The organism is Streptomyces sp. NPDC047017, assembly GCF_040644175.1.
Taxonomy (GTDB): Bacteria; Actinomycetota; Actinomycetes; order Streptomycetales; family Streptomycetaceae; genus Streptomyces.
Genome location: NZ_JBEYVW010000033.1, coordinates 38,741 through 58,535, shown reverse-complemented (window position 1 = coordinate 58,535; position 19,795 = coordinate 38,741). Strand labels below are relative to the sequence as shown.

17 protein-coding genes and 1 pseudogene are annotated in these 19,795 nt (G+C 73.8%); 6 read left to right on the top strand and 12 right to left on the bottom strand.

The features are described 5' to 3' along the window. Nucleotides 1-212 (top strand): annotated as a pseudogene (locus ABZ858_RS35945) (IS701 family transposase); the annotation flags it as partial. A gap of 160 nt (nucleotides 213-372) precedes the next feature. Here the strand turns inward: ABZ858_RS35945 and ABZ858_RS35940 are convergent. The 7 genes from ABZ858_RS35940 to ABZ858_RS35910 form a co-directional block, all read right to left on the bottom strand. Next, complete coding sequence (locus tag ABZ858_RS35940; RefSeq protein ID WP_361388804.1) at nucleotides 373-1,434, bottom strand: hypothetical protein; 1,062 nt, start codon at nucleotides 1,432-1,434, stop codon at nucleotides 373-375. A 179-nt stretch (nucleotides 1,435-1,613) separates the two neighbouring features. Then, nucleotides 1,614-2,189 (bottom strand): SigE family RNA polymerase sigma factor, encoded by a 576-nt coding sequence (locus ABZ858_RS35935; RefSeq protein ID WP_361388802.1) that lies wholly within the window; start codon nucleotides 2,187-2,189, stop codon nucleotides 1,614-1,616. Nucleotides 2,190-2,823: 634 nt separating this feature from the next. Continuing rightward, a complete protein-coding gene (locus ABZ858_RS35930; protein WP_361388799.1) occupies nucleotides 2,824-3,876 on the bottom strand; it encodes an aspartate-semialdehyde dehydrogenase in 1,053 nt (350 codons plus the stop codon). Between the two features lie 40 nt (nucleotides 3,877-3,916). Next, on the bottom strand, nucleotides 3,917-5,194 hold the full coding sequence (locus tag ABZ858_RS35925) for an aspartate kinase (protein ID WP_361388796.1): 1,278 nt from the start codon (nucleotides 5,192-5,194) through the stop codon (nucleotides 3,917-3,919). Nucleotides 5,195-5,461: 267 nt separating this feature from the next. Continuing rightward, entirely contained in the window at nucleotides 5,462-6,124 is a 663-nt protein-coding gene (locus ABZ858_RS35920) for a DUF5063 domain-containing protein (RefSeq protein WP_361388793.1), read from the bottom strand. Beyond that, nucleotides 6,117-6,716, bottom strand: coding sequence for a recombination mediator RecR (gene recR, locus ABZ858_RS35915; protein ID WP_361388790.1), 600 nt, complete (start codon nucleotides 6,714-6,716; stop codon nucleotides 6,117-6,119). The genes ABZ858_RS35920 and recR overlap by 8 nt, the downstream gene beginning before the upstream one ends. Nucleotides 6,717-6,838: 122 nt before the next feature. Beyond that, nucleotides 6,839-7,183, bottom strand: coding sequence for a YbaB/EbfC family nucleoid-associated protein (locus ABZ858_RS35910; protein ID WP_361388787.1), 345 nt, complete (start codon nucleotides 7,181-7,183; stop codon nucleotides 6,839-6,841). 325 nt (nucleotides 7,184-7,508) lie between these two features. Here ABZ858_RS35910 and ABZ858_RS35905 point away from each other — a divergent pair, with 325 nt between their 5' ends. Then, nucleotides 7,509-8,258, top strand: a complete 750-nt coding sequence (locus ABZ858_RS35905) for an SLATT domain-containing protein (RefSeq protein WP_361388784.1) — start codon at nucleotides 7,509-7,511, stop codon at nucleotides 8,256-8,258. 20 nt (nucleotides 8,259-8,278) lie between these two features. Here ABZ858_RS35905 and ABZ858_RS35900 read toward each other — a convergent pair whose 3' ends face one another. Beyond that, nucleotides 8,279-10,444 (bottom strand): serine/threonine-protein kinase, encoded by a 2,166-nt coding sequence (locus tag ABZ858_RS35900; protein ID WP_361388781.1) that lies wholly within the window; start codon nucleotides 10,442-10,444, stop codon nucleotides 8,279-8,281. A gap of 227 nt (nucleotides 10,445-10,671) precedes the next feature. Between ABZ858_RS35900 and ABZ858_RS35895 the strand changes: the two genes are divergently transcribed. From ABZ858_RS35895 to ABZ858_RS35885, 3 genes are all read left to right on the top strand, one after another. Next, a complete protein-coding gene (locus ABZ858_RS35895) occupies nucleotides 10,672-12,054 on the top strand; it encodes an aspartate aminotransferase family protein (RefSeq protein WP_361388778.1) in 1,383 nt (460 codons plus the stop codon). Nucleotides 12,055-12,144: 90 nt separating this feature from the next. Continuing rightward, the gene (locus tag ABZ858_RS35890; protein WP_361388775.1) at nucleotides 12,145-12,918 is read left to right on the top strand and encodes a GntR family transcriptional regulator; all 774 of its coding nucleotides are present in this window, start codon (nucleotides 12,145-12,147) and stop codon (nucleotides 12,916-12,918) included. Nucleotides 12,919-13,010: 92 nt separating this feature from the next. Next, nucleotides 13,011-13,661, top strand: coding sequence for a hypothetical protein (locus ABZ858_RS35885; protein WP_361388772.1), 651 nt, complete (start codon nucleotides 13,011-13,013; stop codon nucleotides 13,659-13,661). Nucleotides 13,662-13,847: 186 nt separating this feature from the next. Here ABZ858_RS35885 and ABZ858_RS35880 read toward each other — a convergent pair whose 3' ends face one another. Continuing rightward, entirely contained in the window at nucleotides 13,848-15,131 is a 1,284-nt protein-coding gene (locus ABZ858_RS35880) for an adenylosuccinate synthase (RefSeq protein ID WP_361388769.1), read from the bottom strand. 195 nt (nucleotides 15,132-15,326) lie between these two features. Between ABZ858_RS35880 and ABZ858_RS35875 the strand changes: the two genes are divergently transcribed. Continuing rightward, on the top strand, nucleotides 15,327-16,217 hold the full coding sequence (locus ABZ858_RS35875) for a diacylglycerol kinase family protein (RefSeq protein WP_361388766.1): 891 nt from the start codon (nucleotides 15,327-15,329) through the stop codon (nucleotides 16,215-16,217). Between the two features lie 175 nt (nucleotides 16,218-16,392). Here ABZ858_RS35875 and ABZ858_RS35870 read toward each other — a convergent pair whose 3' ends face one another. The 3 genes from ABZ858_RS35870 to ABZ858_RS35860 all read right to left on the bottom strand — a co-directional run bounded on the left by ABZ858_RS35870 (nucleotide 16,393) and on the right by ABZ858_RS35860 (nucleotide 19,731). Next, a complete protein-coding gene (locus tag ABZ858_RS35870) occupies nucleotides 16,393-17,610 on the bottom strand; it encodes a cytochrome P450 (protein WP_361388763.1) in 1,218 nt (405 codons plus the stop codon). A 76-nt stretch (nucleotides 17,611-17,686) separates the two neighbouring features. After that, nucleotides 17,687-18,370 (bottom strand): response regulator transcription factor, encoded by a 684-nt coding sequence (locus ABZ858_RS35865; RefSeq protein WP_361388760.1) that lies wholly within the window; start codon nucleotides 18,368-18,370, stop codon nucleotides 17,687-17,689. Then, nucleotides 18,367-19,731 (bottom strand): histidine kinase, encoded by a 1,365-nt coding sequence (locus tag ABZ858_RS35860; protein ID WP_361388757.1) that lies wholly within the window; start codon nucleotides 19,729-19,731, stop codon nucleotides 18,367-18,369. Before ABZ858_RS35860 ends, ABZ858_RS35865 begins: the two co-directional genes overlap by 4 nt. Between the last annotated feature and the right edge of the window lie 64 nt (nucleotides 19,732-19,795).

Genomic DNA, 19,795 nt, shown 5'->3' with positions numbered 1-19,795 from the left:
CTGTTGAGGAGTGCTTCCAGACGGCGAAGCAGGAGTGCGGCCTGGACGACTACCAGGTCCGCCGCTATCCCGGCTGGCATCGCCACATGACCCTCGCCATGGCCGCCCACGCCTGCCTCACCGTCCTGCGGGCCCGCCAGCTGGACATCGGGAAAGCAGAAACGGATCCTCCCAGCTCATCCACCTCAGCCTCGCCGAAATCCGACGACTGATTACCCGCCTCACCAACCGCCGACCCACCCCGGTTGACCACATCCTGCACTGGTCGACATGGCGCCGCAGACGCCAGCACCAAGCCCGGGCCAGTCACTGCAAACGACGCGGGCACAGCCCCTGAACTGCCCAGCAATCAGAACAACCACCGTTGCAGTACTAGGACCCCGACGTCGCCAGCACCCCGGTCCGGTAGACCGTGCCCGCGCAGGCGTCCGGGACCGTCACCGAGACCGCCGGGGAGCCGGCCTCCGGGGTGTGCGAGACCAGGACGCTGCCCTCCGGTTTCCCGCCGGCCTCCTCCCGTACGAGCTGGGGCGCGGGGCCGCCGTCGCCCGCGGCCGCCGGGCCGCCCGTCGCGCTCGGGCCCTGGCTGGGCGAGGGGTCGGGCGAGGGACCGCCGGTCTCGGTGCCGCCGCCACCACTGCCGCCGCCGGTGGGACAGCTCTCGGCGGGCACCCAGGCGAACTTCACCTCGTACGCCGTACCCGGCGACAGGACCAGCCCGGAGACCTCGGTGGACAGGCCGGGCAGCCCGGCCGCCGCGTCACCGTCGGTGTGCTGCACCGAGCTGACCCGAGAGGCGTCGGCCGCGCCCTGGGCGCGTACGGTCACCGTGCCCGGGCCGCCGACGGTACAGCCGGCGGAGGAGACGTTGGTGATGTGGAACGCCCCGTAGACGGCGCCCGAGGCGTCGGGGGCGCCGACGGTCGCCGTGGCGGCGCCGAGCTGGGCCGCCGTGCACATGGGGGCGCCGGTGCGGGCGGAGGCCGAGGGATCGCCCGTGACGTCGCCCGGGACGCCGCCGGACGCGGTGCTCCCGCCGCCCCCGGGACCGCCCGTGCGGCCGCCCGCGTCCCGGCCGCCGTCCGTGCCCGTGGCGCCGCCGGACGGGCCCCGTCCGCCGTCCGGGTCCTTGCCGTGGCCGGTACCGCCCCGGGCCCGGGTGGCCTGGCCCGCCATGGCCGTACCGGTGTCGGAGGCGGTGTCGGAGACATGCACCAGCGCCGGGACGGCGGTGCCGAGGAAGAGGGCCGCGGCGGCCATGCCGACGGCCGCGTGCCGCTTGCGGGCCCGCCGGGCGGGGACCGCGCGCCGCAGGTGGTCCAGCGTGCCGTCGCGCGGCTCGACCTCCTCGACCGCCCGGTGCAGCATCCCGCGCAGGGCCAGCTCGTCCGGGTCGAGCCCTTCGGGGCCCTGTGCGTCGGGGCTGTCGTTCACTGTTGCGTTCCCAGCGTGCGTCGGCGTGTTCTGGCGCCCCCGCGGCGGCCGCGTCGGCTCCGACCGTTCCGGCTCCGACCGTTCCGGGTCCAACCGTTCCGGCTCCGGCCGTTCCGTGGGTCCGTGGCGCCCCGGCGTGTCCCGCCGCTCGTGCCCGTCGTGCCCCTCGGCGTGCTCCGTCATGCCCGGGCCTCCATGGCGATCCGGAGCGCGGCGATACCGCGCGAGCCGTACGCCTTGACCGAGCCGATGGATATCCCGAGGGTCTCGGCGACCTGCGCCTCGGTCATGTCGGCGAAGTAGCGCAGCACCAGCACCTCGCGCTGGCGGCGTTGCAGGCCCTTCATGGCCTGGATCAGCGAGTCACGCTCCAGCTGGTCGTAGGCGCCCTCCTCGGCGCTGGCCATGTCCGGCATCGGCTTGGACAGCAGCTTGAGGCCGAGGATGCGGCGGCGCAGCGCGGAGCGCGAAAGGTTGACGACCGTCTGCCGCAGATAGGCGAGGGTCTTCTCCGGCTCGCGGACGCGCTTGCGGGCCGAGTGGACGCGGATGAACGCCTCCTGGACGACGTCCTCGCACGAGGCGGTGTCGTCGAGGAGGAGGGCGGCCAGGCCCAGCAGGGAGCGGTAGTGGGCGCGGTAGGTCTCGGTGAGGTGGTCGACGGTGGTACCGGCCGCCGCGGTCTCCGCGGCGCCCTCGCGCTGGTTCGGGATGCGGGCGGGCCGCGCGGCGGGCATGGGGGCGATCACCGGCATGCCGCCGGACGGACCGGACGGACGAGCCGGCCCGGACGGACCGGCTGGACCGGCTGGACGAGACGGCCCGGACGGACCCGGCTGGTCGAACGTCCCGGGTACGGGCATACGCGGTCGCAGCCCCGGACGGGGCGGCCGGAGAGCGGTGCCGCGGGGGGCCGCGCCGAAGTCGAGTACCTCTGCCACGCCAGTTGGACACGCCGCCCCCCTCGGGGGTTGTACGCGCCGGGCGTCACGTTCGCCCCGGGCGAGCCGGGTGCCGCGGCCGACGCCGGTCGCGCGTCGGGCGGCGCCACGGCCTGCGCCCCACTTGCCCTCATCCGTTCCGCTCTTCCCCTAGGTCACGGCCTGCCGGGACAGGCCGCGAGACGTCCCGGGGGCGCCCCCACGCCCCGCGGCGGCCCCGCGCCCCCGAAGGGCGTCCGCAAAGACGCTCCCCGCCCTCCGCGTGGTTGCGGAAGGCGGGGAGAGGACTCGTCGGGCGCCGGGGCGGCACGGTTCCGGTGGGGACCGGCCGGCAGCCGGGCCCCGTTCTCCTACCGAATTCTCATAATCCTACAAAGGAACCCGGTCATGGCCATGACTTTCTTGCGGCGGGCCCCTCGGCGGCCCTTCCGGCGATCCGGCCCACGGCTCACTCCGGCCCGGCCGCCACCAGCTCCGCGATCTGCGCCATGTTGAGCGCGGCGCCCTTGCGCAGGTTGTCCCCGCAGACGAAGAGTTCGAGCGCGGTGGGGTCGTCGAGCGCGCGCCGCACCCGCCCCACCCACGTCGGATCGGTGCCCACCACGTCGGCGGGGGTGGGGAACTCGCCCGCGGCCGGATCGTCGTAGAGCACCACCCCGGGGGCGGTGGCGATGATCTCGCGGGCCTTGTCGACGGTGACCTCGCCCTCGAAGCGGGCGTGCACGGTGAGCGAGTGCGTGGTGATCACCGGGACGCGTACGCAGGTCACGGCGACCGGGAGCTGCGGCAGGCCGAGGATCTTGCGGGTCTCCGCGCGCACCGCCATCTCCTGCGAGGACCAGCCCTCGTCGCACAGCGTCCCGGCCCACGGCACGACGTTCAGCGCGACCGGCTCCGGGAACGGCCCGGTGTCGTCCCCGACCGCCCGCCGTACGTCACCGGGGCCCGTGCCCAGGTCGGTGCCGGCGACCAGCGAGAGCTGGCCGCGCAGCGTCCGCACGCCCGCGTGCCCGGCCTGGCTCGCCGCCTGGTACGAGGAGACCACCAGCTCGCGCAGCCCGAACTCGGCGTGCAGCGCGCCCAGCGCCACGATCATGGTGAGCGTGGCGCAGTCCGGGCTGGAGACGATCCCGCGCGGCCGGCGGCGCACCGCGTGCGCGTTGATCTCGGGGACGACCAGCGGGACGTCGGGGTCGGTGCGGAAGACCCCGGAGTGGTCGACGACGACCGCGCCCGCGGCCGCCGCGACGGGCGCCCACCGGGCGGCGATCTCGTCGGGGACGCCGAACAGGGCGATGTCCACCCCGGTGAAGGCGTCCTCGTCCAGCGCGACGACCTCGACCTGCTCACCGCGCACGGTCAGCTTGCGGCCGGCCGAGCGCGGGGAGGCGATCAGGCGGATCTCGCCCCAGATGTCCGCGCGCTGGGACAGGATCTGGAGCAGGACCGTGCCGACGGCCCCGGTCGCTCCCACGACCGCGAGCGCCGGTCGGGCGGTCATCGTCGTACGCCTCCGTGCCCGGCGTCCCGGCGGGGGACGGTCATCGCCCGGTGCCGCCGTAGACGACGGCCTCGTCGCTCTCGGTGTCGAGCCCGAAGGCGCTGTGCACGGCGCGGACGGCCTCCGCCACGTCGTCCTTGCGGGTGACCACCGAGATGCGGATCTCGGAGGTCGAGATCAGCTCGATGTTCACGCCCGCGTCGGACAGCGCGGTGAAGAAGTCGGCCGTGACGCCCGGGTTGGTCTTCATGCCCGCGCCGACCAGGGAGATCTTGCCGATCTGGTCGTCGTAGCGCAGCGAGTCGAAGCCGATGCCCGGGCGGTTCTTCTCCAGCGCGTCGATGGCCTTGCGGCCCTCGGCCTTGGGCAGCGTGAAGGAGATGTCCGTCAGGCCGGTGGAGGCGGCGGACACGTTCTGCACGACCATGTCGATGTTGATCTCGGCATCGGCGATCGTACGGAAGATGGAGGCGGCCTCGCCGGGCTTGTCCGGCACGCCGACGACCGTGATCTTGGCCTCGGAGGTGTCGTGCGCGACACCGGAGATGATGGCCTGCTCCACCTGCTTGTCCCCTTGCTCGATCGGCTCGCTGCTGACCCACGTGCCCTGCAGCCCGCTGAAGGAGGAGCGGACGTGGATCGGGATGTTGTACCGGCGGGCGTACTCCACACACCGGTGGAGCAGCACCTTGGACCCGGAGGCGGCCAGTTCGAGCATGTCCTCGAACGAGATCCACTCGATCTTCCGGGCCTTCTTCACCACGCGCGGGTCGGCGGTGAACACACCGTCGACGTCGGTGTAGATCTCGCAGACCTCGGCGTCGAGGGCGGCGGCGAGGGCCACGGCGGTCGTGTCGGAGCCGCCCCGCCCTAGCGTGGTGATGTCCTTCTTGTCCTGGCTGACACCCTGGAAACCGGCGACGATGGCGATGTTGCCCTCGTCCAGCGCGGTCCGGATGCGGCCCGGCGTGACGTCGATGATCCGGGCCTTGTTGTGGACCGAGTCGGTGATCACACCTGCCTGGCTGCCGGTGAAGGACTGGGCCTCGTGGCCCAGGTTCTTGATCGCCATGGCCAGCAGCGCCATGGAGATGCGCTCCCCGGCGGTCAGCAGCATGTCGAACTCACGCCCGGCAGGCATCGGGGATACCTGTTCGGCGAGATCGATCAGCTCGTCCGTCGTGTCGCCCATCGCGGAGACCACGACAACCACCTGGTTGCCGTTCTTCTTGGCTTCCACGATCCGCTTGGCGACGCGCTTGATGCCCTCGGCATCGGCTACGGAGGAGCCTCCGTACTTCTGCACGACAAGGCCCACGTGCGCTCCTCGCTCAGTCCGTGTGCTCCCGCACATACGCAGGTGCGGTGCGGTCGGCTCAGTCTATCGAGCGTCCGAATCTCCCTTCTGCGATATCGCATCGTGAGATGTCCGGCGCCCGCCGGTCAGGACAGCTCATGCCCAGGAGGCGGACCGGCACTCGGAACGTGGGCGGCGTCACACGGCGTCACGCGCGCCGTCCCGGCGGCGCCGGGTACCCGGCCCCGCCGGCCCGCGCATCGGTACTACCGGCTCGCGCCCGCGGTGCTACTGGCCCGCGCCGCGCAGGCCCAGCGGGCCGCCGATCTCCTCCGCCATGACCTGCCCGGCCTCGAACTCCAGGGTCTCGTCACCGATGCCCTGGTCGGTGTCGAGGCCGTCCAGCTCCGCCAGGGGCTGGTTGAGGCGGACGTGCGCGACCAGCGACTGGAGGGCGCGCAGGGTGGCGGAGGCGGTGCCGCCCCAGTTGGAGAAGTAGGAGAACTGCCACCACCACAGGGCCTCGGTGGTGCGGCCCGCGCGGTAGTGGGCCATGCCGTGGCGCAGGTCGGCCATGACGTCCGCGAGGTCGTCCGAGATACGGGCGGGCACCGGGGCGCGGCGCGGCTCGTAGGGGTCGAAGACCTCGGAGTAGACGTCGATCGGCTCCAGCAGGCGGGCCAGGTTCTCGCGCAGGACGTCCACGTCCTGCTCGGGTCCGGGATCGGGCTCGTAGCGCTCGTCGGGGACGATGTCCTCGTGCGCGCCGAGCCGGCCGCCGGCCAGCAGCAGCTGGGAGACTTCGAGGAGGAGGAAGGGCACCGCGGAGTCGGGCTCGTCGCCCTTGGCGACCTCGGAGACGGCGACCAGGAAGCTCTCGATCTGGTCGGCGATCTGGACCGCGAAGTCGTCGGGATTCTGGCTGGTCGCGTGCAGCGTGGCGTCAGACATCTAGGAGTCGTCTCCCCTCGAAGGCGCGGCCGAGGGTCACCTCGTCCGCGTATTCCAGGTCACCACCCACCGGGAGGCCGCTGGCCAGGCGGGTGACCTTCAGGCCCATGGGCTTGATCATGCGGGCGAGGTACGTCGCCGTCGCCTCGCCTTCGAGATTGGGGTCGGTGGCCAGGATGAGTTCCGTGACCGTGCCGTCGGCGAGGCGGGCCAGCAGTTCGCGGATGCGCAGGTCGTCCGGGCCGACGCCCTCGATCGGGCTGATCGCCCCGCCGAGGACGTGGTAACGGCCGCGGAACTCGCGGGTGCGCTCGATCGCGACGACGTCCTTGGGCTCCTCGACGACGCAGATCACGGCGGGGTCGCGGCGGCTGTCGCGGCAGATGCCGCACAGCTCCTCCTGCGCCACGTTGCCGCAGGCCGCGCAGAAGCGGACCTTCGCCTTGACCTCCAGCAGGGCCTGGGCGAGCCGCCGTACGTCCGTCGGCTCCGCCTGCAGGATGTGGAAGGCGATCCGCTGCGCGCTCTTGGGACCGACGCCGGGCAGCCGCCCCAGCTCGTCGATGAGGTCCTGGACCACGCCTTCGTACAACGGACTGCCGTCCTTCCTGCGGGGCCCGGGTGCTGCGGTGCGCCCGGGTGCTTCGGTGCTGCTGGAGTGCTTCGGTGTCTGCTGGAGTGCTTCGGTTCGTACGGTAGTTGCCCGCGGGCGGCCTAGAAAGGCAGCCCGGGGATACCGCTGCCGCCGCCGAGGCCCTGGGCCAGCGGGCCGAGCTTCTGCTGCTGGAGGGCCTGGGCGTTCTCGTTGGCCGCCTGGACGGCCGCGACGATCAGGTCGGCGAGGGTCTCGGTGTCCTCCGGATCCACCGCCTTGGGGTCGATCGTGAGGCCGCGCAGCTCGCCCGCGCCGGTGACGGTGGCCTTCACCAGGCCGCCGCCCGCCTGCCCTTCGACCTCGGTCCGCCCCAGTTCCTCCTGGGCCCGCGCCAGGTCCTGCTGCATCTTCTGGGCCTGCTGGAGCAGCTGCTGCATGTTGGGCTGGCCACCACCGGGAATCACGATCAGCTCCTGCGTTCGTACGGCTCGCCCGGACGGCTCGCCCGGGGCGGGGAGCGGCCGCCGGTCACCCGGCGAATCCCCGCTGGCACGAGCCTACGTGGTCCGGGCGGGCAGCGCTCCGCCACTCTTTCGAGTGAGTTCCGGTGCGTTCCGGGGGAGTCCTATACCTGATCAAGGCCCTCTTCCGGACGGAAAAGCGGTGCTTCCTTCCTCTTCGCCACCCATTGGGCGGTAGGAAGGGGTCCGGCGGGTCCGCCGGGGTCACCGACCGCGATCGCACGTGCCCGGCAGGGCCTCACAGACCGTGACCAGTAGGGAGTGCCGGGTGGGTCAGCCGGAGATGCAGCCCGAGCGTCCGCCTCGGGACGGGCGGGGCGACGGGGCGGCCGGACCGCGGCCGGGCGACCTGACCGGGCGGCCGTTCCCGCTCGGCGACTGGGGCGAGCCGGCCCAGCGGCTGGACGAGCTGTACCGGTGGGTGGAGCGGGGCGCCCTGCAGACCGCGGCCTGGTACCTCGCGGAGCGGGTGGGCAAGCGGCGCGGGGCGCGGGTGCTGCGGTGCGGGGCCGCGGTGGGCGCGGTCGCCGGGGCGGGGCTGCCGTTGCTGGACCTGACCGGGGTGCTCGGCGGGATCGCGCCCTGGGGGTACCTGGCGCTGCTGCTGTCGGGGGCGTGCGTCGGCATCGACCGGTACTTCGGGGTGACCTCGGGGTGGATGCGGGACGTGGCGACCGCGCAGGCCGTCCAGCGGCGGTTGCAACTGCTCCAGTTCGACTGGGCGTCGGAGAGCGTCCGGGAGGTGCTGGGCCCGACCGAGGGGACGGCCGGCGAGGCCGCCGAGCGGTGCCTGGGGGTGCTGCGGCGCTTCTCGGAGGACGTGACCGAGCTGGTGCGCACCGAGACGGCGGACTGGATGGTCGAGTTCCGTATCGGCGCGGCCCCCATGGGGCTCCAGTCGGCGGTGGCGGGCGGCGGGCGGCCGGAGGTGGGCGCCGCCGGGCAGGGCCGCTTCCCGCTGCCGCCCGGCGGCGCGCGCCCGAACATGCCGCGCCAGCGGCCGCCGGAGCCGCGGTGACCGCGCGGCGGCCGGCCCGCTCAGCCGTGCCGGGTGTACGTCAGCTCCTCGCCGGTGTCCGGGTTGACGCGCTGGAGGCCGCCGTCCGGCAGGAGGGTGATCTCGGTGGCCGTGCCGGGGCTGCAGCCGGAGGACTCCTTGCCGGTCGTCACGGTGGACGGGCCGATCTCCAGTGAGCCGCCGCCGGCCGGCCTACTGCTGAGCGGGGCCCGGAAGTCGCAGTGGTAGGTGCCGCCGGACGCGGTGGGGCCGTCGGCGACCAGGGTGAGGACCGGATCGCCGACCCGCCCCTGAGTGAGGGTGAGGCGGCGGGGGTTGGCGCCGAAGGCGTTGGTGACGGTCGCCGTCCAGGTGCCGAGGTAGCCGGAGGGGATCACTCCGCTCGCTGGGGACGGTGTACCGGGCGAGGCGGTGGGGGCCGTGGGAGACGGGTCGGGGCCGGTCGGGTCGGTCGCGGTGGGGGCGGGGTTCGGGCCGGGCCCGTTCGGGTCGTCCTGGCCGCCGCCCCGCATCAGGGCGTACACCGAGCCGCCCGCGCCCAGCGCCACGACCAGCGCCACCACGAGCAGCGCGGCGGTGTAGCGGCCGTTGCGGCGGGGCTCCTGCGGGGGCGGGAAGGGGAGGGGGCGGTAGGGGGCGGACGGCGGTTCGGGGAGGGGGCCGCCGGGCGGCGGGGAGTGGTGGAGGGAAGGCCACGGGTGCTGTCGGAGGTGGGGGTAGGGGTGGGGGTGAGGCTGGGGGGTGCCGGGGCCGCCGTCGTGGTCGTACGTCGGGTGGGCGGGCGGTGGGGGCGGCGGGACTAAGGGGATCGGCGGGACCGGTTGGGCCAGTGGGGCCGATGGGGTCGGTCGGGCCGGTGGGGTCGCCCGGTCGGTGGCCGGGGTGGGCGGGTGGCCCAGCGGGGCACGGCCGTCGCCGCCGGGGTCGCCGGGCGGCGGGGTGGGGGCTCCCGCGTGTTCGGGGTCGGGGGCGGGTGTGGGTGTGGGTGTGGCCGTAGGCGTATGCGTGGAGTCGGCAGCGCCTGATGCCGCAGCACCGGCGTACGGCACCCCGGGAGCGGAGTCCGCCGCCGGATCGGCCGGAGCCGCCGCCGGGTCCGCGGGAGCCATCGCCGGATCGGCCGGAGCCGCCGCCGGGTCCGCGGGAGCCATCGCCGGATCGGCCGGAGCCGCCGCCGGGTCCGCGGGAGCCGCCGCCCGCCCGGCGGAGGCCGCCGCCGACTCGGCCGGAACCGGAGGCGACGGTTCCCCCCGGCTCTCCGCGCCCCCCGGGTCCTCCCTCTCCAGCAACCCGACCGCGTGGCGTCCGAGCTGGGCGACCAGCGCGCTCGGCAGCCAGGGATCGGGGGTGCGGCCGTCGCGCACCGCGTCCTCGGCGCCGGTGTCCCGCAGGATCCGGTCCACGGTGGGCCGCGCCGCCGGGTCCTTCGCCAGGCAGGCGCGGACCAGGCCGGCGAGGCCCTCGGGGAGCGCCGTCAGGTCGGGTTCCTCCTCGGCGATGCGGTACATCAGCGCGTGCACGCCGCTGTCGGCGGTGCCGAAGGGCAGGGCGCCGGTCGCCGCGTACACGAGCACCGAACCGAGGCAGAAGACGTCGCAGGCGGGCGTGACCCGGCCGCCGCGCACCTGCTCGGGGGCCATGAAGCCGGGCGAGCCGACCAGCACGCCGGTGCGGGTGAGCCCGTCCTCGGTGACGGTGTCCAGCGCCCGCGCGATGCCGAAGTCGATGACCCGGGGGCCGTCGAGGGTGACCAGCACGTTGGACGGCTTGAGGTCGCGGTGGACCAGCCCGGCCGAGTGGATGTCCCGCAGCGCGCACGCCAGCCCGGCCGCCAGGACGCGCACCGACCGCTCGGGCAGCGCGCCGTGGTCGTGGCCGACGACCCGCTGGAGGCTGGGCCCGGCGACGTACCCGGTGGCGACCCACGGCACGGCGGCCTCGGTGTCCGCGTCCAGCACCGGCGCCGTCCAGGAGCCGCCGACCCGGCGCGCGGCCCGCACCTCCCGGCGGAACCGCGCCCGGAACTCCTCGCGCCGCGCCAGTTCCCCCCGCACCAGCTTCACGGCGACCGTGCGGCCCCGGTCCGAGCGGGCCAGGTAGACCTGGCCCATGCCGCCGGCCCCGAGGCGGGCCAGCAGCCGGTAGGCGCCGATCCGCTGCGGATCGCCGGGCGCCAGCTTCTCCATGGCCGCTCCGCCTCCCCCGATATCCCCCGATACGCCCCTGTGCGTCAGCCCTGCGTCAGCCCGAGGATAGTGCGGGGGCCCGGGGCGGTCAGCGGGCCGCCGTCCACGATTGCGTCACAGCGCGCGGGGCCGCTCCCGGTACGCCCCGACAACCTGTCGCGGAAAGCCCGTGACCGCAGACAGGCCGCCGATACCGTCTCCCCCGCGCGGACATCTACGCTCGCCGCATGACCCCTCAGCCCTCCCCGTTCGCCCCGGCCGGCCGGCCGGACCCCGCCGCCGGTGCCGCCGTCAAGGCCGCCGACCGCGCGCACGTGTTCCACTCCTGGTCCGCGCAGGACCTCATCGACCCGCCGGCCGTGGCCGGTGCCGAAGGGTCGTACTTCTGGGACTACGACGGCCGGCGCTACCTCGACTTCACCAGCGGACTCGTCTTCACCAACATCGGCTACCAGCACCCCAAGGTCGTCGCCGCGATCCAGGAGCAGGCCGCGACGATGACGACGTTCGCGCCGGCGTTCGCCGTCGAGGCGCGCTCGGAGGCGGCCCGGCTGATCGCCGAGCGGACGCCCGGCGACCTGGACAAGATCTTCTTCACCAACGGCGGCGCCGACGCGGTCGAGCACGCGATCCGCATGGCCCGGCTGCACACCGGGCGCCCCAAGGTGCTGTCGGCGTACCGCTCGTACCACGGCGGCACCGAGCAGGCCGTGAACCTCACCGGCGACCCGCGCCGCTGGGCCTCCGACAACGGCTCGGCGGGCGTCGTCCGCTTCTGGGCGCCCTTCCTCTACCGCTCCCGCTTCCACGCCGAGACCGAGGAGCAGGAGTGCGCGCGGGCGCTTGAGCACCTGGAGACCACGATCGTCTTCGAGGGTCCCTCGACGGTCGCCGCGATCATCCTGGAGACGGTCCCGGGCACGGCGGGGATCATGGTGCCGCCGCCCGGCTACCTCGCCGGGGTGCGCGAGCTGTGCGACAAGTACGGGATCGTGTTCGTGCTGGACGAGGTGATGGCCGGGTTCGGGCGGACCGGTGAGTGGTTCGCGGCGGACCTGAGCGGTGTCGTGCCGGACCTGATGACCTTCGCCAAGGGCGTGAACTCGGGCTATGTGCCGCTGGGCGGGGTGGCGATCTCCGGGGAGATTGCCGGGACCTTCGGCAAGCGGCCCTACCCGGGCGGCCTGACGTACTCCGGGCACCCGCTGGCCTGTGCGGCGGCCGTCGCGACGATCGGCGTGATGGCCGAGGAGGGCGTGGTCGAGAACGCCAGGCGGCTCGGCGCCGAGGTCGTGGGGCCGGGGCTGCGCGACCTGGCCGAGCGGCACCCGAGCGTCGGCGAGGTGCGCGGCACCGGCATGTTCTGGGCGCTGGAGCTGGTGAGGAACCGCGAGACCCGCGAGCCGCTGGTGCCGTACAACGCGGCCGGCGAGGCGAACGCGCCGATGGCGGCCTTCGGCGCCGCCGCGAAGGCGCACGGCCTGTGGCCCTTCGTCAACATGAACCGCACCCACGTCGTGCCGCCGTGCACCGTGACCGAGGCCGAGCTGAAGGAGGGCCTGGCGGCCCTGGACGCGGCGCTGTCCGTGGCCGACGAGCACACGGAGTAGCCCATTGCCCGACCGCGTAAGGTGGCGTGCTCGTACACATACAGATGTACGAGTACGCCACTCGTACGCGTGAGGGAGACGCCCCCGACCATGCCCGGCATCAGCGGCACCGGCGCCGTGACGCGCAGCACCCTGCGCCAGCAGATCGCGGACGCCCTGCGGGACGAGGTGCTGGCCGGACGGCTGCAGACCGGGCAGGAGTTCACGGTCAAGGAGATAGCCGAGCAGTACGGCGTCTCCGCGACTCCGGTGCGCGAGGCGCTGGTGGACCTGTCCGCGCAGGGCCTGCTGGAGGCGGACCAGCACCGCGGCTTCCGGGTGCGCGAGTACTCGGCGGCCGACTTCCGCGAGATGATCGAGGCCCGCGGCCTGGTCACCGACGGCATGTTCCGGGTCCTGGCCGACGAGAGCGGCCCGGGGGGCGCGTGGGGCGCGGGCACGGGGAGCGCGGGGCACGTGGGCGCCCGCGTGAAGGCGGTGCCGCGGGAGTCGCGGGAGCCTGCGGGGGCGCGTACGGCGGTGGTGCTCGCGGGCGTACGCCGGCGCGGCGAGGAGGCCCAGCGCGCGGCCGCCGCCGGCGACCTGACCGTGCTGATCGGCTACGACCTGCGCTTCTGGCGCGAACTGAGCGCCCTGTACGGCAACGCCCATCTCGCCGACTTCCTGCACCGGCTGCGGCTGCAGTGCTGGGTGTGCGCGGTGCAGCAGCTGCGCCGGCTCGGGGATCTGCGCGGCGTGCTGTGGTGCGGCCACACCGAACTCGTCGACGCCCTGGCGGAACCCAATATCCCCGCCGCCCGCGCGATCGTCACCGCGTACCACGCGCACTCCCTCGCCCTGGCCGATCGCCTGCCCGCCGGGTGAGCGGGTAGGGAAGTGCACGGGGGGAGCCGGTCCGCGCCGCACGGACTACCCTTCCTTGACCGCTGTGCTTCGCGCTGAGTGAGGAGCCCTCATTGGCCTGTGACCTGTGGTTGGTGCCGCTCGTCGACGTGTTGTGCCACACCCCCGACAACCCGTTCGCGGAGGAACTCGCGCAGTACGACAAGGCGCTCGCGGAGAACGGACTCCCGCCGGTGCCGGTGTACCCGTATATGCCGGGCCTGTCCGGGGAGGTCGCGCCGGTGGCCGGCTTCGACTACGACGCGCTGCACTTCCTGCGCCGCGCCCATCTCCTCCAGCTCTGCGGCCTGCCGCTGACCCCGGTGGACGAACTGGGCGGCGACTACGAGCAGTTGCTGGAGATGTTCGAGTCGACGGCCCAGCAGTCCCATCTGGTCTGGCACTACGACCACGCGGGCGCCTACGTCCCGCTGGACTTCCCGCACCCCCTGTCCAACGACGAACTCCTGGCCGGCGGCGGCCCGCTGGGCTCCTCCCACGCCCTGCTGCGCGAACTGGAGCAGGTCGCCCCGGGCCTGGGCATCGACCCGGCCAACCCCCCGGCCCCGCCGGCGCCGCCCCCCGGTCCCACCGAGCTGGAGCAGCCGGCCGCGCCCGCCCCCTACGACCCCAGCCCCTTCGCCCGCGAACGCCATGTCTGGCTGGGCCTGCACGCGGCGGCCACGCGGAGCCTGGCGCAGGGCTCGATGATCGTCTTCAGCTGACACCGACCGGCCCACCGGCACGGCGGCCGGACCACGCCCGCAGCCGGTACGGCGGCCGGACCACGCCCGCACACGCCACGGCGGCCGGCGCGCGAGGGCGTCGGCCGCCGTGGGAGCGGGGCTGCTTTCCGCAGGCAGCCTCCGTGGGCCGCTTGCCGCGGGAAGCGGGCAGCGGACCGCGGGGGATCAGATGAACGAGTTGATCTCGATCGTCTCGTCGCGGCCCGGGCCGACGCCGATCGCGGAGATCGGGGCGCCGGACATCTCCTCCAGGGCCTTGACGTAGGCCTGGGCGTTCTTCGGCAGGTCGGCGAAGGTCTTGGCCTTCGTGATGTCCTCCTGCCAGCCGGGGAGGTACTCGTAGACCGGCTTGGCGTGGTGGAAGTCGGTCTGCGAGTACGGCAGCTCCTCGACCCGGCGGCCGTCGATCTCGTAGGCCACGCAGACCGGGATCTGCTCCCAGCCGGTGAGTACGTCGAGCTTGGTGAGGAAGAAGTCGGTGAGGCCGTTGACGCGGGTGGCGTAGCGGGCGATCACCGCGTCGAACCAGCCGCAGCGGCGGTCGCGGCCGGTGGTCACGCCCCGCTCGCCGCCGATCCGGCGCAGCGCCTCGCCGTCCTCGTCGAACAGCTCGGTCGGGAACGGGCCGGAGCCCACCCGGGTGGTGTACGCCTTGAGGATGCCGATGACCCGGCTGATCTTCGTCGGACCGACGCCGGCCCCGGTGCAGGCGCCGCCCGCGGTCGGGTTCGACGAGGTCACGAAGGGGTACGTGCCGTGGTCGATGTCGAGCAGGGTGCCCTGGCCGCCCTCGAACAGGACGACCTTGTCGTCCTCCAGGGCCTGGTTGAGGATCAGGACCGTGTCGGCGACGTACGGCTCGATCTGCTCGGCGTAGCCCAGCAGCTCCTCGACCACCTGGTCCACGGCGATCGCGCGCCGGTTGAACAGCTTGGTCAGGATCTGGTTCTTGATGTCGAGGGCCGCCTCCACCTTCTGGGTGAGGATCGACTCGTCGTACAGGTCCTGGACCCGGATGCCCACGCGGTTGATCTTGTCCGCGTAGGTCGGGCCGATGCCGCGCCCGGTGGTGCCGATCTTCCGCTTTCCGAGGAAGCGTTCCGTCACCTTGTCCACGGTCACGTTGTACGGCGTGATGATGTGGGCGTTTCCGCTGATCATGAGCTTCGACGTGTCGACGCCGCGCTCGTTCAGACCGCTCAGCTCGGAGAGCAGGACCGACGGGTCGACGACGACGCCGTTCCCGATGACGGGCGTACAGCCGGGCGACAGGATGCCGGAGGGCAGGAGGTGCAGTGCGTACTTCTGGTCGCCTACGACGACCGTGTGGCCGGCGTTGTTGCCGCCCTGGTAACGCACCACATAGTCCACGGAGCCACCGAGCAGGTCGGTGGCCTTTCCCTTGCCCTCGTCACCCCACTGAGCACCGAGCAGCACAAGTGCGGGCACGCGCGTACACCCCTTCCGGGCGGGGCATGTCCAGGGTCAGGGGCGTACGCGGGTTCACCGCCGCGTGCACCGCGCGACCGTCGTTGGCCGCACAACCGTCGGACCGGATGCCCCGGAATAGACGAAGCCCCTGGCGCAATAGCGCAAGGGGCTCTTGCACAAAGATGCTACCCGAGGAAGCGAGGCAGGACCGAGGTGGCGACCTATCCGACGTCCGAACAGCTGCTGGTGGTCATCGACCCGGTCGCCCGGCGGACGGACGGGGAGTCCGTACGGATCGCGAAAGACGTGCTCAGCGCGGGTGCCGCCGCCAAGGTGTGCCTGCCGGACGGACCGGAGGAATTCGCCCGCGCGCTGGCGCGGCGCGGCTCGCGGCGGCCGGTGGTGGTCGGTGACGACCGGGCGCTGCTGCGGGCGGTGACCCTGCTGCACCGGCAGCGGGAGCTGGCCGAATGCGCGCTGTCGGTCGTGCCGGTCGGCGGCGCGCTGTCGCTGGCCCGCTCGCTGGGCGTGCCGGCCGGCCCGGTGGCGGCGGCCCGCGCGGTCCTGGAGGGCGTCGAACGGCGCCTGGACCTGCTCGTCGACGACAGCGACGGGGTGGTGCTGGGCGCGCTGCGCATCCCGCCGCTCGCCGCGCGGGAGGCTCCGGCGGACGCGCCGGCGCTCCCGGTCGGGGCGGCCCGGCCCTGGCTGCGGACCTGCCAGTCCCTGGTACGCACCCTGGTGCCGCGCCCGCCCCGGCCGGCCGCCGAACCCGGCCCGGAGCCGTCCCGGCTGCGGGTGGAGGTGGACGGGGTGACCGTGGTGGACCTGGACCGGCCGGTGGAGGCGGTCTCGGTGGTCCCGGGGGACCTCGGGTTCGCCGAGGTGGAGGTGCGCCCGCTGTCGGTGGGCGCGGACGCCGCGCCGCTGCGCGCCGTGGGGCGCACGGTGACCGTGTCGGGCGCCCACTTCCGCTACCGCGCGGACACGGTGGTCTCCGGTCCCGTACGCACCCGGACGTGGACGGTGCGGGAGGGGGCCTGGGGGCTGGTGGTGCCGGGGGTGCCCGGGGTGCCGGGTGTGCGGGGGGCCCGGGGGCGGTGAGGGGGGCGGGCCGGGTCCGGCCCGCCGGTCACTCGGGGTGGCGCGGTGGGCCGGCCGAGGAACGGCAGCCGCCGCCCAGGACGTGTGCGACCTGCTGCTCGGCGCGGTCGTCCTGTGCGTGTGAGGGACGGGTGGAGGCGGGTGGAACCGGTCGGAATCGGGTGGAACGGAGTGTTCAGAGGGTGACCTTCAGGTCGCTGAGTCCCCTGATCACGAAGTTCGGCTTGCGTTCCGGCTCCGCCGCCAGGGTGAGGGACGGGGCCTGTTCCAGCAGGGCCGCCATGGAGGCGGCCAGCTCGATCCGGGCCAGTGGGGCGCCGATGCAGTAGTGGATGCCCGCGCTGAAGGAGATGTGCGGGTTGTCGCGGCGGGCGAGGTCGAGCCGTCCGGGGGCGGCGAAGACCTCGGGGTCGTGGTTGGCCGAGCCGAAGAGCAGGGCGACCTCCGCGCCCCGGGGCAGCACCGTGCCGTCGATCTCGATCTCGTCGAGCACCCACCGCTCGAAGAGCTGCAACGGCGTGTCGTAGCGCATCAGCTCCTCGACGGCGGACGGGATCAGCGCGGGGTCCGCGCGCAGGGCCGCCAGCTGGTCCGGGTGGCGGAACAGCGCCCACCAGCCGTTGACCGTCGCGTTCACCGTCGCCTCGTGGCCGGCGTTGAGCAGGAGCACGGCCGTGGAGATCAGCTCCTGCTCCGTCAGCCGGTCGCCCTCGTCGTGCGCGGCGATCAGCCCGGAGATCAGGTCCTCGCCCGGTTCCTTGCGGCGGGCCGCGATCAGCTCCCGCAGATACTCCGAGAACTCCACCGACGCCCGCACCGCCCGCGCCGCCGTCTCCTCGGACGGGTTCAGCTCGTACATCCCGCAGATGTCCGCCGACCAGGGCCGCAGCCGCGCCCGGTCCGGTCCCGGGATGCCCAGCATCTCCGCGATGACGGCCACCGGCAGCGGCTCGGCGACGTCCGCCAGCAGGTCCCCGCCGCCCGCCTCGACGAGCCCGGCCACCAGATCGCCCGCCAGCTTGTGCACATACGGCTTCAGCCGCTCCACCGTCCGCGGGGTGAACGCCTTCGACACCAGGCGCCTGATCCGGGTGTGGTCCGGCGGCTCCAGGTCGAGCATCCCGTGGTCGTTGAGGACGTGGAACGGCTCGTGCTCCGGCGCGGGCGGCGTACGGCCGAACTCCTCGTGCGTGTACCGGTGCTGGTAGGTCCGGCCCAGCCGCCGGTCCCGCAGCAGCGCCGACACGTCCGCGTGGTGCGGGACCAGCCACTGGTCGCTGGGCGCGTAGTGGAGCACCCGGCCCCGGGCACGCAGTTCGGCATAGGCGGGGCAGGGGTCGGCGACGAACGCCGGGTCCCAGGGGTCGAACGCGAGGTCCGGAGCAACGGCCATGCACGGACGCTAACCCCCTCTCCCCCGACCTGCCCAGAGATCCGCCCCACCGACCTGCCCAGGGACGCGTTCCCGCTCAGGCCGGTGTGACCAGCCGGGCCTCGTACGCGAACACCGCCGCCTGCGTCCGGTCCCGCAGCCCCAGCTTCACCAGGATCCGGCTCACATGGGTCTTCACCGTCGACTCGGCCACCACCAGCCGCTGCGCCATCTCCGCGTTGGACAGGCCCCGCGCGATCAGGACCAGCACCTCCGTCTCCCGTTCCGTCAGATCCCCCTGGACCGCCTGCCCGGTGGCCGCCAGCCGGGGCGGTTCGGTCAGCCGGGAGAACTCCGTGATCAGCCGTCTGGTGACCGAGGGCGCGAGCAGCGCCTCCCCCGCCGCCACCACCCGCACCCCGTCGGCGAGCTGCCGCGCCGAGGCGTCCTTCAGCAGGAACCCGGAGGCCCCCGCCCGCAGCGCCTGGTACACGTACTCGTCGAGGTCGAACGTGGTCAGCACCAGCACCTTGGCCGCGCCGTCCGCGGCGACGATCTCCCGGGTCGCCTCGATCCCGTTCAGCTCGGGCATCCGGATGTCCATCAGCACCACGTCCGGGGCCAGTTCGCGCACCTGCCGCACCGCCTCCCGCCCGTTGACGGCCTCCCCGACGACCTCGATGTCCGGCATCGCGTTGAGCAGGACCGAGAAGCCCTCGCGCACCATCATCTGGTCGTCCGCGATCAGTACGCGGATCGCGCCCTTCCCGTCCGTCGTCACGCGGCGGCCCCGTCGCCGTCCGCCCGGCCGGCCCGCCGCACCACCGGCAGGAACACCGCCACCTCGTAGCCTCCGTCCTCGGTCGGGCCCGCGGTCATCTCGCCGTCCAGCATGGTGACCCGCTCCCGCATCCCGGTGATGCCGTGCCCGGCGCCGGGCGAGGGCTTGATCAGGGACGGCTCGGACGCCGGGCCGTTGACCACGCGCAGTCCCAGCCCGCCCAGTACGTACCCGATCTCGACCCGGGCGCTCGCCCCGGGCGCGTGCCGCAGGGTGTTGCTCAGGGCCTCCTGGACGATCCGGTACGCCGACAGCTCCACGCCCTGCGGGAGTTCCCGCACCGCGCCGGTCACCGCCTTCTCCACGCTCAGGCCGGCCTCGCGCACGTTCGCCAGCAGGGTGGCGAGGTCGGCCAGGGTGGGCTGGGGGGCTTCCGGGGCGTCCTGGTTCTCGGCGCGGACGACGCCGAGGACGCGGCGCAGCTCGGTGAGGGCCGCCACCGCGTTCTCCCGGATGGTGGCGAACGCCTTCTCCAGCTCCGGCGGCGGGTTCTCCACCCGGTAGGGGGCGGCCTCGGCCTGGATGGCGACCACCGACATGTGGTGGGCCACGACGTCGTGCAGCTCCCGGGCGATCGTGGTGCGCTCCTCCAGGAGAGTGCGGCGGGAACGCTCGTGCGCGGTCACCGTCCGCTGCGCGGTCACCGTCTGCTCGGCGTCCTTGCGTATGTGCCGGACGGCGACGGCCAGCAGCGCCAGGGCGGACAGGAGCAGCATGGGCGCCGTGTTGTTCTCCAGGCGGTAGCCGACGAGGGCGTCGGCGGTGACCGAGTAGAACGCGGTGAGCGCCCACATCCAGGCCGCCGTGCGCGGCCGGGTGCGTATCGCCACCACCACGAGGACCGTCAGGTGCGCCACGAAGCTGCCGGCCGGCCAGGGCCGGTCCTCGAACGGCCCGAGGACCACCACCGAGGCCGCGGCGGCCGGCAGCGACACCCAGAAGGCGCCCACGGGCCGGGTCAGGGTGAGCAGCACCGGCGCCAGGGCCAGCAGACCGGCCAGCCCCGCCGTCCAGGTCCGGTCGCCGAGCGCCCCGGCGACGAGCATCGCGACCACGCCGGCCCCGGCGACCAGGGCGTGCGGGGTGTGGGCCGCGCGCTCGCGGAGGCGGGCGGGGAGCCGGCCGGTCAGCGGGCCGTCGACGCGCATGAGGCGCAGCGGGCGGTAGGCGAAGGCGTCGTGGAACAGGTCCTGCCGGAGTCCGCTCAGCGCGTCCGCGGCCAGGCGGTACTCCGGGCTGCGCGGCTTGAACGGGCTGAACGGGCCGTCCGGCGGCGGCTGCGTCTGGGTCGTCTCGGTCACGGTGAAAACGGTAGGCGCAGCCGGGGTGGGCGGTCGTCCCCAGTGAGAGGGGTTCCGCGGCGTC